Below are 16244 nucleotides of genomic sequence, written 5' to 3'. Positions count from 1 at the left end.
CTCCTTTATTATTGAATAAACTTTCTAATTTTAACTTATTTTACAGATCCTTCTGATAATCCACTTGCAATTTTATTTTGGATGATAGAGAAGAAAATGATTGATGGAAGAACTACAATAACAGATGCTGCCATCATATCTCCCCAGTCTAGTATTTCTGAACCATTAAGTGAACGAAGAGCTACTGCTACTGTCATCTTTCCTGTATTGTTAATCAAAATCAAAGCATACAGGAATTCATTCCAAGCATTGATAAATGTATAAATAGCTGTTGCTACAATACCTGGTGCTACAATCGGTAGTACAACTTTATAAAAAGTAACAAATTTATTTGCACCATCAATTCTAGCTGCTTCTTCAATTCCAATTGGAACTGTTTGGAAAAATCCAACTAAGAGCCAAACTGCATATGGAACACTAAAAGATAGATAAACCATCATCAAGCCAAATAAACTATTTGTTAATCCAACTTTAGCAATGGCAATTGAATAGGGAATTGCTAACAAAATTGGTGGGAAAATGTAGGTAATAACGAGTAGTCTCGACATGATTGCTCCCAATTTAGGGAAGAATCGAACAATACCGTAGGCTGCCATAGCAGAAATAATAATCGCAATAACAGTTGTAGCTAAGGCAATGATTAAACTGTTTCGAATATTATCAATAAAGTGCAAATCGTTGATAACATGTGTAAAATAATCTAATGTAAATTGTTCAGGCCAAAATCGTGTTGGATACTGAGTTAATTCCCCTTTCCCCTTGACAGACGATATGATAATCCATACCAATGGGAAAATTGCAACAATGGTCGCACCTATCAAGAGTACATGTGAGAGAATATCTAAATAAATACTGGATTTCTTCTTCATTATTTTCTACCCTCCTTTTCCCACTTACTGATGATAGCAAAGTAGATAAAGCAAATCGCCACCAAGAAGATAAAGAGCAATACTGTAACTGCTGAAGCACGACCCAACAATTTAGTTCCCCACCCTAGGTTGTAAGCAAAAATTGGAAGCGTCGTTGTAGCATTGGCTGGTCCACCACCAGTAATTAGGTAGATAATGTCAAAGTTATTAAAGATCCATACAGTTCTCAAAACAACTAGAAGCCCTACAACCACTTTAATATGTGGAAAGACGATAAATTTGAACACTTGCCAACTTGAAGCACCATCTATCTTAGCAGCCTCAAATTGTTCTTCGGGTACTGTTTGCAAAGCTGAAAGTACATTAACCATAATCATCGGCGCTCCAAACCAAATGTTGATAAACACCAAACATAGGAATGCCCATGTACTATCTGTCAAAAATGCAGGCGTATGTTCCATTAAACCTAATTTTACGATTAGATTAGGTAAGTAGCCATAAACCCCGTTTAGAATCCACTGCCAAGAAAAGGCAATAACGATGGTAGGAAATGCCCAAGGAACAATCAATAAGGTCCTATATAATTTCTTGAAGTGGCGTACTCTGTGAAGAGCTAAAGCCAATACAAACCCTACTAAAACTTGACCAACTAATGAGAAAACGGTCCACTTAATTGAATTAAAGAACGCATTAAAGAAGTTGGGATCTGATAGCACAGCTTTATAGTTAGCTAAACCAACAAATTTATAATTAGGCATAATCAAATGCTTATTGGTAAAGCTATAAAAAATACTCGAGAAAAACGGATAAACAAAGAGTAATCCTACGATAATCAGAGCTGGCAAAACAAATATCCAGCGAGTTAAATTACGTTCTTTAACCATTCTCCTTCTCCCTTCTTTTACAATATTGGGCTAGGGCTTTTCAGCTCACTAGCCCACCTATTTTCTAGTCTTTTACATCTACTGAGCAGCCTCAAATAAATCGTTTAGTTGTTTTTCTGCTTCTTTTGCTGCTTTCATAGGATCTGTTCCATTTGAAATGATATCTTGGAACATTTGTTCAATAATGTGTTGGTTAGTCAACATACCAGCTTGTACACTTGGTCCATTTTCATAACCAATAGCAGTACCTTTTTTAACAGCTTCAGTAATTACTTCTTCAGCATGTTTAAATTTCTTACGAGTTTCATTTTCTTTATAGGCTGCAGAATCGCTAATACCCTTAATAGTTGGCAACATACCTACTGGAGTTGAATCAAGGAATTTAACGTAGTCTTCTTCATTATAAAGTGATTCTAAGAATGCTTTAGCAACTTCTGGGTGTTTTGAATTTTTCCAAACAACCATTGGAATGTTTGAGGTTTCAATTCCTTGGTCTTTATCAGATTCTTTGATTTTTGGAATAGGATAAGCATCAATCGAATCAATCAATTGAGGACTGTTGGCATTAATTCCTCCAATATGGAAGCCAGAGTTAAAGTCAAATGCTGTTTTTCCTTGATAGAACAAGGTAGCTTGTTGAAGGACATTAAAGTTCAAAGAATCTTGAGGTGAAATTTCTTTATACATTTTAACCCAGTATTTAATACCATCTTGAGCAAGTTGACTTGTCAAATCTGCTTTAAGATCTTTTGTCAAGAGACTTCCACCACCACTACGAACATAGAAGTTCAAGAAACGTGTTGCCATTAAGTCATTTGTTCCAAACGGAACAGACAAGCCATAAACTCCAGCTTCTTTCAATTTTTTAGAAGCTTCATAGAGTTGGTCCCAAGTTTTAGGAACCTCAATTTTATGTTCTTTTAACAAATCTGTTCTAACCCACATCACTTGTGCATGTGAATAAAGAGGAACAGAGTAGTAATCATCTCCGATTTTTGCTTCATTTAAAGCTGTTTCGTTAAATTTATCCTGTCCAATACGCTTGATAGAATCGTTTAGCGGAACCAAAGCATCTGAGTTGACCATTTCCATTACTTGGTTAGGAAGAGCTGTACTGATATCTGGCACATTTCCATTTGCTAAACCTGTAGTCCATTTAGTATAGAAGTCATTCCAAGAGAATGTTTCAATCTTGATTTTCGTTTTTGGATGCTTTTGCATGAAAGCATCTGCTGATTTTTGAATACTTTCTAAACGTGGTCCTTGAGTAAAGGAGTGCCACATTGTAATCTCACCAGATAATTCTGTCGGTGGTTCAGTACTAGTTGTAGCTTCTTTCTTTCCTGAACAAGCTACCAAGGCAACGGCTGCTAGCGCAACTCCAGCTAAACATAAAAACTTTCTCATTTTTTTCATTGTTCTTCCCTTTCTACATTAAGAAATCGCAACTTTAAAGACAACTTTTTTCACAGGTTCATCATTTATACGAACCTTCGGTTGATGTAAATCTTCTGGAAAAGTGATGAGGCATTCGCCAGCTCTCAAATGAACTAACTGTTCCACTTTCCCTGTGTATAATTCAATATCTTTTTCTTCATCATATTTTTGGGTAACGCTTACATTTTCCGGCGACGTAACAGCCATGGCTTCTTCGTTTTCCAAAACTAAATGAATATCCAAATATTTTTGGTGTGTTTCAAAGAAAGCCCCTGCTTGACCATCTGCTAGATAAGTAAAGCAATTCCCAAACAATCGATCTCCATCAATATCAATCGGACCTTCTGTTAAATTTTCTAGTCCTGTTTTTTCTAGAAAATCTATTAATGTTTCAAAATGTGGATTTACTCCCACATAAGTTTCTAAACGACTAATTTTTGTAATAATCATACCGTATCCTCCTTTCTACATCTAGTTTCACCAATAACTTTTTAAGAGAGAAATACTCTACATTTCATTCTCTAAATTAGTTTTGTTAGCGTTTTCAAATAGAGTATACTTTTTTTTTTTAGCATTTCAACTCTTTTTCTAATTTGGAATTTAGTTTCAAACCTTTTTAACTATGTCAACTATATTAAAAGTACTTTCAAAAATAAGTAGATTTCTTGCAATACTTGTTTCGAGTGCACAAATTAAGAAACAGAAAAAAGAAGAAAGTGGAAAACTCAATTTCAGGATAAAATGAAGTAGATATAGTATGTTGAAGTTAGAATAGTACGCTACGACTTCTAAAACATTGCTAGAAATTAAATTGACTTTCTTAACAGATTTGTTCGCATCTTATTTCAATCTACTATCTTCCCACAATAAAACGCATAATATCAAGGTTAGTCAATACCTGATACTATGCGTGTTTGTGATTTTTAAGATTTTGTTCCTAGAGTCAACCCCTTATTTTAGATATTTAAAAGGAATCGCACTGCCACAGAGCCAGTTGTAGACTTGGTCATTGACAAAGACATTCATGGCTTCGTGAGCATACTCAGGCATGATACGATAGGCCTTATCGCAGGTCAGCCGATTGTAAATCGCAAACTGGGTAATAGGGTAGCAAACATCATCGTCCAAGCCCGTAATCATCTTAACCTCACCCTTGATACGATGGGCAAGATTTTTCACATCAATATAGGCAAGGGTCGCCATGATTTCCTCCTCAGTTTCATGGAAGGGGTCGTGAAACTTGAAATAACGGAAAAGTTCGTCGTAAGCCTCGCTAGTATTACCAATCTCAAGCACTCGTCTGAAGTCTGACAAGAAAGGATAGATGGCAACAGTTTTCTCAATTCGAGGATTGAGTGCCGCAGCAACCAAGGCTAGAGCCCCTCCTTGCGAGGCACCATAGCTTGAAAGTCGATTCTCATCCACCTGAGGCAGACTAGCAATAATTTCAACCAACTGGTAAATGTCCAGATAAACATCCTTATAAAAGAGGTGCTCCCGACCTTCCACAGCCCCACGGATAATATGTCCCTTAACCGTATTTCCTAGAGGAGAACGCAAACCTTCCTGTGAATAACCTGACTGTCCCCGCACATCCATGGAAACAACACCGTAACCAGCCACGGTGAAGGCCAGCATGTCGGCCCAGTCCCAGCCACGTCCCATATAACCATGGAAATGGAAGATTATCGGAACCTTCTCCTCACTCTTTGGAAGAACTACTCGTGCATAGACCTTGCCTTCATTGGTTCCTTCAAATGTTAACTCATAGCACTTGACTTGAGAAATATGGAAATCTCTTTCCTCCAACTGGTAGGCTGGAAGAGTAGAAACTTTTTTTACTTCCCCATCCCAGAAAACATCAAAGTCTTCTGGAACCTCATCCCGTCCTTTATAAGTCTTGATTTCTTCTAACAAAGCTGGATTTTTCATAGCATGCTCCTTCATTTTTGTAATCGCTACCACAACTGTAGCATATCTAGAAAAGCATTGCAAGAAAGAAGGGTAAATAGAAAGTGAATTTAGCTTTTTCCTTCAAGCCTATCGACTGAAAGTAATTTTAAAAACAAAAAAAGAGCATTTTCGCTCTTTCTTCTTCTGCTTAATCTTAATTTTTTGCTTCTTTCTTTTGGAAAGTGGTTTGGTAATTTACTTTAATCGTTACTGTCATGTGAGAGTCCTCGTTTCTTTTTGATGACTCTAGTATAAGGGCCAAACCTGAAAGCTAGCTTAAGATTTCCTTAGAGAAAGCTTAATCTAGATGTTCTTTCTTTTCCAGATGAAGGGCAATCATGCGCCACTCTGGATCCTCTTGCCAGCCTTCAATAGAACTAATGTAACTAGCAACTTTTCTAGCTTCTTCTAAAATCGGAAAATCTTCGATAATATCAGCTACTTGGAACTCTGGAAGACCTGACTGTCTGGTTCCAAAAATTTCACCTGAACCACGCATTTTCAAATCTTCTTCGGCCAGGACAAATCCATTAGTCGTTTCTGTCATGATGCGCATGCGGTCTTTCCCAGAATCCGTCTTGGGATTGGCAACGAGAACTGCATAAGACTGCTTATCTCCCCGACCAACACGACCTCTGAGCTGGTGAAGCTGGCTGAGCCCGAAGCGATCGGCATCCATGATAATCATGACGGTCGCATTTGGAACGTTAACCCCGACCTCGATAACTGTCGTCGAAACTAGAATATCCGTTTTTCTCTCTTTGAACTCCTGCATAATCTGGTCTTTTTCGTCACTCTTCATCTTACCATGTAGAAGAGCCACTTCTGCCTTACCTGCAAAATGAGCCGTCAACTCCTCAGATAAAGCAATAGCATTTTTCAAATCCAGAGCTTCTGATTCTTCAATCAAGGGAGAGATGACATAGGCTTGGGAACCTTTTTGAATTTCCCCCTCTAACCAAGTCAAGACCTGTGGTAGTTGCTCATGCTTGATCCAACGTGTCACAATAGGCTTCCGCCCTGCTGGCATCTGGTCAATAATGGAAACATCCATATCTCCAAATGCTGTGATAGCAAGCGTCCGTGGAATGGGAGTCGCCGTCATCATGAGGACGTCAGGATTGTCGCCTTTTTCTCGTAAAATACGCCTTTGCCCCACGCCAAAACGGTGCTGCTCATCGATAATAATCAAGCCAAGGCGAGCATAATCCACCCCATCCTGAATCAGAGCGTGAGTTCCGATAATCAAATCAGCCTCACCCTTGGCAATAGTCTCCAAGACTTCTCTCTTTTCTGCAACTTTCAAAGAACCTGTCAAGAGAGCCAGTTTCAAGTCTGGAAAGAGACTCTGTAAACTCTCAAAGTGTTGCTCTGCAAGGATTTCTGTTGGTACCATGAGGGCTGCTTGGTAGCCAGCCGTCACCGCCGCAAACATGACCAAGCCAGCGACAACTGTTTTTCCACTCCCCACATCCCCTTGCAAGAGACGATTCATGTGGTGGTCCGACTTCATGTCTGTCAAAATTTCCTGCAAACTCTTTTCCTGAGCTGGAGTCAGGGCAAAAGGAAGACTTTCTTTAACTGCTGTCACTTTTTCCTGAGACCAGTTCAGAATCAGGCCGCTTCCCTGAACTCTATTTTCAGACTTGAGCGTCTGCAACTGCATTTGGAAGTAAAAGAGTTCCTCAAACTTGATACGGCGAAGGGCCTGCTTGTATTCTGCCAAATCCTTAGGAAAATGCATAGCACGAACGGCCTGACAACGGGACATGAGTTTATATTTATCCAGCAAAGACTGGGGAAGATTTTCCTCTATCAAGAGGTCCAGTCCCTGATCAAAGGCCGTCTTGATAACCTTGACCAGACTGGCCTGACTGATTCCCTGAGCCAGACGATAGACAGGTTGGAGGTCATCTTCCACCTGAGCTAGGACCTTCATCCCTGTCAGACTAGCCTTGGCTCGGTCCCATTTTCCAAAAACGGCAAGAGTTGCTCCCAACTCTATCTTATCAGCTAGATAGGGCTGGTTAAAGAAATTCACCGCAAAAACGACTTCTCCCTGCTTGAGACTAAAACGTAAGCGATTGCGTTTGAAACCATAATACTGGACACTGGCAGGAGTCACGACTTGACCAGAAAGAACCGCCTTTTCACCGTCTTCTAGCTCCAGCACCTGCTTGGTCTTAAAGTCTTCATAACGGAAAGGAAAGTAGAGCAAGAGGTCTTGCAAGTTTTCGATTCCTAGTTTGGCGTATTTTTCTGCTGACTTTGGTCCCACACCAGGTAAGACATGCAAGGGTTGATGTAAATTCATGCTCCACTCCTTTCTTTTCTAATAATATTCTCTCGGAATGCGGTCGCTGAGGAGACAAACTACCTCATAGTTAATAGTTCCGCGGTAGGTAGCTACCTGAGTAGCTGTGATTTCCTTGCCTCCGTTGGAACCAATTAAGGTTACCTTTGTTCCTATGGGATAAAGCTTGGGCAGACGAATGGTGATTTGGTCCATGGAAACCCGCCCAACGATTGGACAAGCTTGTCCATCTACCAAGACAGAAAAATTCTGCATGTCTCGTGTCCAACCATCCGCATAGCCGATTGGAACTGTCGCAATGATTTGCTCGCTGTCTGCCTGATAGGTCGCTCCATAGCCCATGCAAGCTCCAGCTGAAACTGTCTTGACATGAACCAGAGCAGACTCCAAGGTCAAGGCCGGAGTCAAGTCATAAGGCAAGTCCAAAACCTCTCCGCTAGGATTAAGACCATACATGGCATCTCCCAAACGAACCGCGTTAAAAATAGTCTCTGCATGCCAAAGAGTCGTTGCCGAATTGCTGGCATGTATCAGCTCTGGAAGACCTTTCATACTGGCCAAAATAGTTTTAAACCGCTCTAACTGTTCATTAAAGTAGGTATCTGATTCCTCATCTGCAGTCGCAAAGTGGGTAAAAATCCCTTCAACACCAGCACCGTGTTCTTTAAGTAAGTCTTGAGCCTGCTCAGCCTCACCGGCCTCTCTAAAACCAATCCGTCCCATTCCTGAATCAATCTTGAGATGGACTGTCAAACCAGCTAAATCAGCTTCCTTATCTAAGAGTACTTGAATCCACTCCAGTCCAGCCACAGTCAAAGTGATATCATATTCTTTAGCAAGAGAAACAGCTTCGATTTCAGAAACTCCTAAAATGAGGATTTTCTTCCTGAGTCCAGCCTGTCTGAGTTCAATGGCTTCATCAATATTCGAAACGCAAAAGCCATCAACATCATCTTGAATTGCCTTAGCAACGGCAACAGCTCCATGACCATAGGCATTAGCCTTGACTACTGCAAATTTAAGCGTTCCTTGAGGGATATGAGCCCCCATTTGCTGAATATTTTGTAGAATAGCTCCCAGATGAATCAGAGCCTTGGTTGGTCTATGTGGACTAGCTTTCATGATTTTCCTCCAAAATGACACTGGCTGTCACAAACTGATCTGTATGGCTGATAGACAGCCAAATCTTTCCTGAAAATGGTGTCTGACTAAAATAAGGCGCCCCGCGTTCATTATTCAAGACTTCCAAATCCTGAAAACCAAGCTTTCCAATACCCGTTCCTATCGCCTTAGAAAAGGCTTCTTTAGCCGACCAGCGACCAGCCAAATATTCAATCTGCCTGCGCCCTTTAAGACTGTTAAACCGTTCCATTTCCTTAGCGGTCAGCACGCGCTTAGCAAATCCTTCATGTCGTGTAACTGCGCTCTTTATAGAAGCCAATTCTTCAATGTCAATTCCGTGTCCAACTATCATTCTCATCAAAAGGAGTTGAGATTCCCCCAACTCCATCCTTTTCACTTATTTTGTCAAGGTAGCGTAAATCTCTTCTACCAAGGCCTCTGTATTTTCCCAACCTAGGCAAGGGTCGGTAATAGAACAACCAAAGACCTCTGGTTGGTTTTGACGACCATCTGCTAGGTAGGATTCAATCATAAAGCCTCGAACTGTCTTTTTGATTTTCTCATTCCAGTCACGATTTTGCAAGGTCTGGCGAACAATCCGAATTTGCTCCATATATTGCTTGCCTGAGTTATCATGGTTGGTATCAATGAGGATAAAGGGATTTTCAAGTCCCATGGCTTCATAGCGCTCAATGGCATTTAGCAGGGTTTCATAGTAAAAATTAGGCTCATTTTTCCCATATTCATTAACTGCTCCACGAAGGATGACGTGGGCCAAAGGATTTCCTGAAGTCTCAACTTCTTGGCCATGAAAGAGGAAGGTCTGTTTATTTTGAGCAGCATAGATGCCATTAAACATGACACCAAGATTTCCTGAGGTTGGATTTTTCATCCCGACCGGTGCATCAATCCCCGAGGCCACAAAGCGGTGCTCTTGGTCTTCCACAGAACGAGCTCCTACAGCATGGTAGCTGACCAAATCATCTACCAAGACCAGATTTGACGGATAAAGCATCTCATCTGCCGTTGTCAAACCAGTCTCTGTAATCACGCGGTAGTGCAACTGGCGCACAGCCTGCAAACCGTTAATCAGACTCGGAGCCTTAGAAGTATCTGGCTGGTGAACCAAACCTTTATAGCCGTCTCCGTTGGTGCGAGGTTTAGCTGTATAAACACGCATGACCATAAAAATCTTGTCCGCCACCTTCTTTTGCAAGGCAGATAAACGGCGGGCATATTCCAAGACAGCCTCTTCATTGTCAGACGAGCAAGGACCAATCACCAAAAGGATCCGGTCATCTTCTCCTGAAATAATATCTGCCAATTCTCTATCACGGCGCTCCTTTAGTCGCAAGGCTTCCGCAGACAATTGGGTTTCTGCTTTGATTGCTTCAATATCGATTTCTTGACCTTTTTCAATAAATGCCATCTTATTCTCCTAGCGTTTGGTAGATTTCTCTGACAAGGGCTTCCGTATTATCCCAGCCCAGGCAAGGATCCGTGATAGACTTGCCAAATACTTCCGGTTCGTTTTGACGGCCGTCTTCTAGATAAGACTCAATCATAAAACCACGAACGTACTGCTTGATTTTTTCATTCCAATCACGGTTAATCAAGGTCTGACGGACAATTCGAATCTGGTCCATATATTGCTTACCAGAGTTGTCATGATTGGTATCCACAATGATAAAAGGATTTTCCAAGCTCATTTTCTCATACTGTGAAATGGTATCCATCAAATTATCATAGTAGTAGTTGGGAATATTCTTACCATACTCATTGATCGCTCCACGAAGAATAGCGTGCGAAAGCGGGTTCCCAGTTGTTTCCACTTCTTTTCCCAGGAAAAGGAAACTTTGCTTGTTTTGAGCAGCATAAATCCCATTAAACATAACATTGAGATTTCCAGATGTTGGATTTTTAAACCCAGTCGCAAAATCTGCTCCACTGGCCACAAAGCGGTGTTGCTGGTCTTCAACTGAACGAGCACCAACCGCCATGTAAGAAATCAAATCATCCACTAGCGGAAGATTTTCAGGATAAAGCATTTCGTCAGCTGTCGTCATACCTGTTTCCGTGATGACACGATAGTGAAGATGGCGCACGGCTTTGATTCCGTTGATGAGACTAGGCGCTTCTGCCGTGTTAGGCTGGTGAATCAAGCCCTTATAGCCATCTCCGTTGGTACGGGGTTTGGCTGTATAAACACGCATAACCATAAAGATACGGTCTGCTACTTCTTCTTGTAAAGCTGCCAAACGTTTAGCGTACTCAAGGACAGCTTCTTCATTATCAGATGAGCACGGTCCGATTACCAAGAGAATTCTCTGGTCTTCTCCACGCATAATGGCTTCTAGCTCTTGATCACGCTGTGATTTTCTCTCCAAAGCTTGGCCTTCCAATTTTGATAAGGCACGAACTTCTTCAATATTAATTTTAGGACTTTTTGCTGTAAATACCATAACTCATCTCCTTATAAAGCAAACGGATACCAAGTAAAAATTTACTTTTCACAAGGTATCCGCCTCTAAACTATCTCATTTTATTGTCTTTTACCGTGACAGTTTTTAAACTTCTTACCAGAACCACATGGGCAAAGTTCATTCCGTCCAATCTGGCTCAAATCCAAATTTTCAGGCATATTTGCTTGGTGGGCAGCGATATTACGAGTCGCTGTTGTACTGATATGGTGTTCTGCTTGTGGTCTTTCTTGTTCATGAATTTGTGCTTTCATCATCAAGCGTGTCACATCAAACTCAATCGAACCAATCATGTCATTAAACATACGGAAACCTTCTGCCTGATACTCAACAACAGGGTTGTTCTGAGCATAGCCACGAAGTCCAACCGCATTACGCAATTGATCGAGGGCATCGATATGATCTGTCCACTTGTTATCTACCACTCGTAGAATCAAGACTTTTTGGAATTCTTTAACTGCTTCTTCATCGCGTAGTTTTGAAACCTGACTATCGTAAACTTGCAAGGCACGTTGGAAAAGCTCTTCCTTGATGGCCTTATCAGACAAGCCTGACAAGTCTTCCATAGTAATAGAATCTTCTGGAAGCAAGTTGTACTTAGCAAAGTTCAAAATTGCCTCTAGTTTTTCATCTTGTTTGGCACGCGCATGACCATCAACGACACGACCAATCGTGCGTTTAATCATAGCCTGAATTTCAGGTGCCAAGTCACGATCTGCAGTGATGACGTCGTAACGTTGAGCGTAGATAATTTCACGTTGTTCACGCATGACGTCATCGTATTGAAGGACTTGTTTACGGGTATCGTAGTTATTTCCTTCGACACGTTTTTGCGCCGCTTCAACTTGACGTGTCAACATACGAGACTCAATGGCCTCCTCAGACATATTCAAGCGTTCAAAGATTCCCTTCAAACGTTCAGAACCAAAACGTTTCATCAAGTCATCTTCAAGAGAGAGGTAGAATTGTGACTCACCTGGGTCTCCTTGACGACCTGAACGTCCACGAAGCTGGTTATCGATACGACGGCTTTCATGACGTTCTGTACCAATAACACAAAGTCCTCCAAGTTCACGAACTCCTTCACCAAGCTTGATGTCGGTACCACGACCGGCCATGTTAGTCGCAATGGTAACAGCACCACGTTGACCAGCATTCATGATGATTTGAGCTTCTTTATAGTGGTTTTTGGCATTCAAGACTTCGTGAGGAACACCAGCTGCGACCAATTTCTTAGAAATGTAGTCACTGGTTTCAACCGCTACTGTACCAACCAAGACAGGCTGACCTTTTTGGTAACGAGCCTTAACGTCTTCGACAACCGCCTTAAACTTAGCCTCGATACTTGCATAAAGAAGGTCTGAGTGGTCAATACGTTGAACAGGACGGTTTGTTGGGATTGGAATAACACGAATGTTGTAGATTTCACGGAATTCTTCTTCCTCAGTCTTACCTGTACCCGTCATACCAGACAATTTCTTGTACATACGGAAAAGATTTTGGTAAGTGATTGAGGCAGATGTCTTGGTTTCATCCTGAATTGGCACACCTTCTTTAGCTTCAATAGCTTGGTGCAATCCATCAGAATAACGACGACCTTCCATGGTACGACCTGTAAATTGGTCGACAATCAAAATTTCTTGCTCTTCGCTTACCACATAGTCAATATCGAGAAGCATGATGTAGTTGGCACGAAGGGCGTTATCGATAAAGTGAGTCAGAGCTACGTTTTCAATGTCATAAAGGTTTTCAAGCTTGAAGTAGCTTTCAGCCTTGTCAATCCCTGAATCAGACAAACCAATAGTCTTAGACTGCACATCGATGATGTAGTCGTCTTTGTCCAAAGATTTTACATAGTGGTCTGCCATGTGGTAGAGCTGACTGGTTTCAACTGCGTTAGCACCTGATACAATCAAAGGTGTACGGGCCTCGTCAATCAAGATTGAGTCAACCTCATCGACCAAGGCATAGTTAAGCGGACGTTGTACCATGTTTTCAGCACGAACGACCATGTTATCACGAAGGTAGTCAAATCCGATTTCTGAGTTGGTTGAGTAAGTAATATCACACTCATAGGCTTCTTTTTTCTCCATTGGAGATTTGGCAGCCAAGTTAATTCCTACTGACAAGCCAAGCCATGAGTACAATTCACCCATCTCAGTCGCGTCACGCTCTGATAGGTATTCATTGACCGTAACTACGTGAACCCCTTTACCTGAAAGGGCGTTGAGGTATACGGGCATGGTCGCAGTCAAGGTTTTCCCTTCCCCTGTACGCATCTCTGGCACGTCACCATGGTGAAGAACGATTCCCCCCATTACCTGAACCTTATATGGGAAGAGTCCTAGGACACGTTTAGCACCTTCACGGACAACCGCAAATGCTTCATAAAGCAATGAATCTAGTGATTCTCCATTTTGATAACGTTCTTTAAATTCAACTGTTTTTGCTTTTAGTTGGTCGTCAGTCAAAGCAGCCATTTGGTCTTCGTATTTGAAAACCTTGTCAGCCATCTTTTCCAGACGACGGATTTCTCCTTTATCATTTTCGATAATTGTTTTTAAAATATTAGCCATGTTTTTCCTTACTTTAAATTCCGAATATTTTAGAATGTTCTTTTAATTTTAGCACAATTACTGATTATTTTCAAGGAAGAATCCCCATTTTGAAAAGGAAAAAGAGGCTAGTTTCCAAGCTAACCTCTCTGACTTTTATGATACTTTAATTGCCAAAAATCGGCAAAATAGCAAATAGGATAAATAGATTTATCCAAAAAGAAAGACAACAGATAAGTCCAAAAACAAAGAGACTGACTTTCTTGGACAGCAAGGCCATCAAAATCGACAGAATTCCAAAAACTAGTAAAACTTTCTGCATGATTAAGAGATTGATAGATATTCCCAGAACTGGTTTATCCCAAGGAACAAAGAAGAAAGCCAGCCAGATCAGCAGAACTAATCCAATATAGAATTTAGAATATTGTGTAATAAATGATTTTAGACGTGTCATTAGCTACCTCCTATCAATAAAAACCATATAAATCAATACCTTCCACCTTTTGACTTCCCTAGTTCTCGTCTCAAGCGAAACATGTTTTTGAAAAAGATATAGGTTAACCAGTCACTGCCTAGAGATAAGACTATCAGAAGCAACCAAACACCCCAATCACTAGCATCTGATACATAATCTAGAACAAAAGGGAAAAATAAGAATGAAAAAATTGTCATATCCATGCTAAACAGAGTTAAAAGGGAAATATAAATCCAGTAAAAATAGTAGAAGATGGGGAAAATTTTACTGTTTCTGTCAGCATTGTCTATCCAATAGAAAAAATATAAACAAGGAAATAAGAGTATCAAATGAAACCAATTAAGGACAGTTTCATCATCGACACCTCCTCTTTGAAATTGTTTTCTGTAGTTTCGTTCTATTAAATGTTATTACCAATATAAATCAATGCCTTCCACCTTTTGACTTCCCTAGTTCTCGTCTCAGGCGAAACATTTTTTTGAAACAGGAATAAGTTAACCAATTCAGACCAATAGCTAGCAGAATAAAAAGAAACCAAATGACCCAAAACTTGATATCTGTCACATTTCTCAAGACGATATTGAAAAACAGAACTGAAACAACTGTCCAAGCAAGGCTAAAAAGAGAATAAAGGGGGATGTAAACCCAGTAAAAATAGTAAAAAATCGGGAAAAATTTACTATTTCTGTTGGCCTTTTCAATCCAGTTATCAAAATAAAAGTAAGGTGCTAAAAGTAAGAATTTAAACAAATGTTCCATCATAGACACCTCTTTTTGATAGCGTTTTCTTCAACTTCATTCTATCAAAAAAATCTGGAAATGTCATTCCAGATTCTACTTTTTTATTTACGTTTTCTTGCGATGAGATGGATTGGTGTTCCTTCAAAGACAAAGGCCTTGCGGATTTGATTTTCCAAGAAACGCAGGTAAGAAAAGTGCATGAGTTCTTCTTCATTGACAAAGATAACAAAGGTTGGTGGTTTAGTTGCCACTTGAGTCGCATAGAAAATCTTAAGACGTTTTCCTTTATCTGTTGGTGTTGGGTTAATGGCAATGGCATCCATAATCACATCGTTCAAGACAGCTGATGGAATACGTGTGTTTTGACTTTCGCTGATTTGCTTGATCATCTCAGGCAGTTTGTGGAGACGTTGCTTGGTCAAAGCAGATACAAAGATAATCGGTGCGTAAGGTAGATATTGGAACTGCTCACGGATATCTTCTTCCCAGTTTTTCATAGTGTGATTGTCTTTTTCAAGTGTATCCCACTTGTTGACCACGATAATCATCCCTTTACCAGCTTCATGGGCAAATCCTGCGATACGCTTGTCGTATTCACGGATGCCTTCTTCCGCATTGATGACCATCAAGACCACATCTGAACGATCAATAGCACGCATGGCACGCATGACTGAGTATTTCTCAGTATTTTCATAAACCTTACCAGATTTACGCATACCAGCCGTATCAATCATGGTAAACTCTTGACCATCTGTATCTGTAAAGTGGGTATCAATAGCGTCACGCGTTGTTCCAGCAACAGGACTAGCAATGACACGGTCTTCTCCCAAGATAGCATTGATCAAACTTGACTTTCCAACGTTTGGACGACCAATCAAGCTAAACTTAATGACATCTGGATTTTCTTCCTCATATTCATTTGGAAGATTTTCTACGATGGCATCTAGCACATCCCCTGTACCAATCCCATGGACAGATGAGATAGGCAGTGGTTCACCCAAACCGAGGGCATAGAAATCATAGATATCATTTCGCATCTCAGGGTTGTCCACCTTGTTCACTGCGAGGATAACTGGTTTGTGGGTCTTATAAAGCTTACGGGCTACGTATTCGTCCGCATCGGTAATTCCTTCCTTACCAGACACGACAAAGACGATAACATCTGCTTCTTCCATGGCAATTTCTGCCTGGTGCTTGATTTGTTCCATGAAAGGAGCATCGACATCATCGATTCCTCCTGTATCAATCATGCTAAAGGAACGATTGAGCCACTCACCCGTTGCATAGATACGGTCACGTGTCACTCCTTCGACATCTTCTACAATGGAGATTCGCTCACCAGCGATCCGATTAAATAGGGTTGATTTCCCAACATTGGGACGTCCTACAATGGCAATAGTTGGTAGGGCCATAA

Annotated in this window: 15 protein-coding genes; all 15 read right to left on the bottom strand. The window is 40.7% G+C overall.

Annotation, left to right across the window (positions count from 1 at the left end):
• Positions 1-35: 35 nt before the first annotated feature.
• On the bottom strand, positions 36-869 hold the full coding sequence (locus TZ90_RS01795; RefSeq protein WP_000730468.1) for a carbohydrate ABC transporter permease: 834 nt from the start codon (positions 867-869) through the stop codon (positions 36-38).
• Positions 869-1753, bottom strand: coding sequence for a carbohydrate ABC transporter permease (locus tag TZ90_RS01790; RefSeq protein ID WP_045611135.1), 885 nt, complete (start codon positions 1751-1753; stop codon positions 869-871). The genes TZ90_RS01795 and TZ90_RS01790 overlap by 1 nt, the downstream gene beginning before the upstream one ends.
• 78 nt (positions 1754-1831) lie before the next feature.
• Positions 1832-3169 (bottom strand): ABC transporter substrate-binding protein, encoded by a 1338-nt coding sequence (locus TZ90_RS01785; protein ID WP_045611133.1) that lies wholly within the window; start codon positions 3167-3169, stop codon positions 1832-1834.
• Positions 3170-3187: 18 nt separating this feature from the next.
• A complete protein-coding gene (locus tag TZ90_RS01780) occupies positions 3188-3640 on the bottom strand; it encodes a YhcH/YjgK/YiaL family protein (RefSeq protein ID WP_045611131.1) in 453 nt (150 codons plus the stop codon).
• A 501-nt stretch (positions 3641-4141) separates the two neighbouring features.
• Complete coding sequence (locus TZ90_RS01775) at positions 4142-5122, bottom strand: acetylxylan esterase (protein ID WP_045611129.1); 981 nt, start codon at positions 5120-5122, stop codon at positions 4142-4144.
• A gap of 319 nt (positions 5123-5441) precedes the next feature.
• Positions 5442-7457, bottom strand: a complete 2016-nt coding sequence (recG, locus tag TZ90_RS01770) for an ATP-dependent DNA helicase RecG (RefSeq protein WP_045611127.1) — start codon at positions 7455-7457, stop codon at positions 5442-5444.
• Between the two features lie 18 nt (positions 7458-7475).
• The gene (gene alr, locus TZ90_RS01765) at positions 7476-8579 is read right to left on the bottom strand and encodes an alanine racemase (protein ID WP_045611125.1); all 1104 of its coding nucleotides are present in this window, start codon (positions 8577-8579) and stop codon (positions 7476-7478) included.
• On the bottom strand, positions 8569-8931 hold the full coding sequence (gene acpS, locus TZ90_RS01760; RefSeq protein WP_045612525.1) for a holo-ACP synthase: 363 nt from the start codon (positions 8929-8931) through the stop codon (positions 8569-8571). Before acpS ends, alr begins: the two co-directional genes overlap by 11 nt.
• Positions 8932-8976: 45 nt before the next feature.
• Positions 8977-10008 carry a 3-deoxy-7-phosphoheptulonate synthase gene (locus TZ90_RS01755; RefSeq protein WP_000864041.1) on the bottom strand — a complete coding sequence of 344 codons (1032 nt, stop codon included), beginning with the start codon at positions 10006-10008 and terminating at the stop codon, positions 8977-8979.
• 1 nt (position 10009) lies between these two features.
• Positions 10010-11041, bottom strand: coding sequence for a 3-deoxy-7-phosphoheptulonate synthase (locus tag TZ90_RS01750; RefSeq protein WP_045611124.1), 1032 nt, complete (start codon positions 11039-11041; stop codon positions 10010-10012).
• A gap of 80 nt (positions 11042-11121) precedes the next feature.
• Positions 11122-13635 carry a preprotein translocase subunit SecA gene (gene secA, locus TZ90_RS01745; protein WP_045611122.1) on the bottom strand — a complete coding sequence of 838 codons (2514 nt, stop codon included), beginning with the start codon at positions 13633-13635 and terminating at the stop codon, positions 11122-11124.
• A 145-nt stretch (positions 13636-13780) separates the two neighbouring features.
• Complete coding sequence (locus tag TZ90_RS01740) at positions 13781-14068, bottom strand: hypothetical protein (protein ID WP_045611121.1); 288 nt, start codon at positions 14066-14068, stop codon at positions 13781-13783.
• 32 nt (positions 14069-14100) lie between these two features.
• Entirely contained in the window at positions 14101-14418 is a 318-nt protein-coding gene (locus TZ90_RS10470) for a hypothetical protein (RefSeq protein ID WP_045611119.1), read from the bottom strand.
• A gap of 94 nt (positions 14419-14512) precedes the next feature.
• The gene (locus TZ90_RS01730; RefSeq protein WP_045612523.1) at positions 14513-14848 is read right to left on the bottom strand and encodes a hypothetical protein; all 336 of its coding nucleotides are present in this window, start codon (positions 14846-14848) and stop codon (positions 14513-14515) included.
• An 83-nt stretch (positions 14849-14931) separates the two neighbouring features.
• Positions 14932-16242 carry a ribosome biogenesis GTPase Der gene (gene der / locus TZ90_RS01725; RefSeq protein WP_001207696.1) on the bottom strand — a complete coding sequence of 437 codons (1311 nt, stop codon included), beginning with the start codon at positions 16240-16242 and terminating at the stop codon, positions 14932-14934.
• Between the last annotated feature and the right edge of the window lie 2 nt (positions 16243-16244).

It is taken from the genome of Streptococcus mitis, assembly GCF_000960005.1.
Lineage (GTDB): Bacteria > Bacillota > Bacilli > Lactobacillales > Streptococcaceae > Streptococcus > Streptococcus mitis_CK.
The sequence above is the reverse complement of the archived record's forward strand: the minus strand, read 5'-3'. Positions and strand labels throughout refer to the sequence as shown.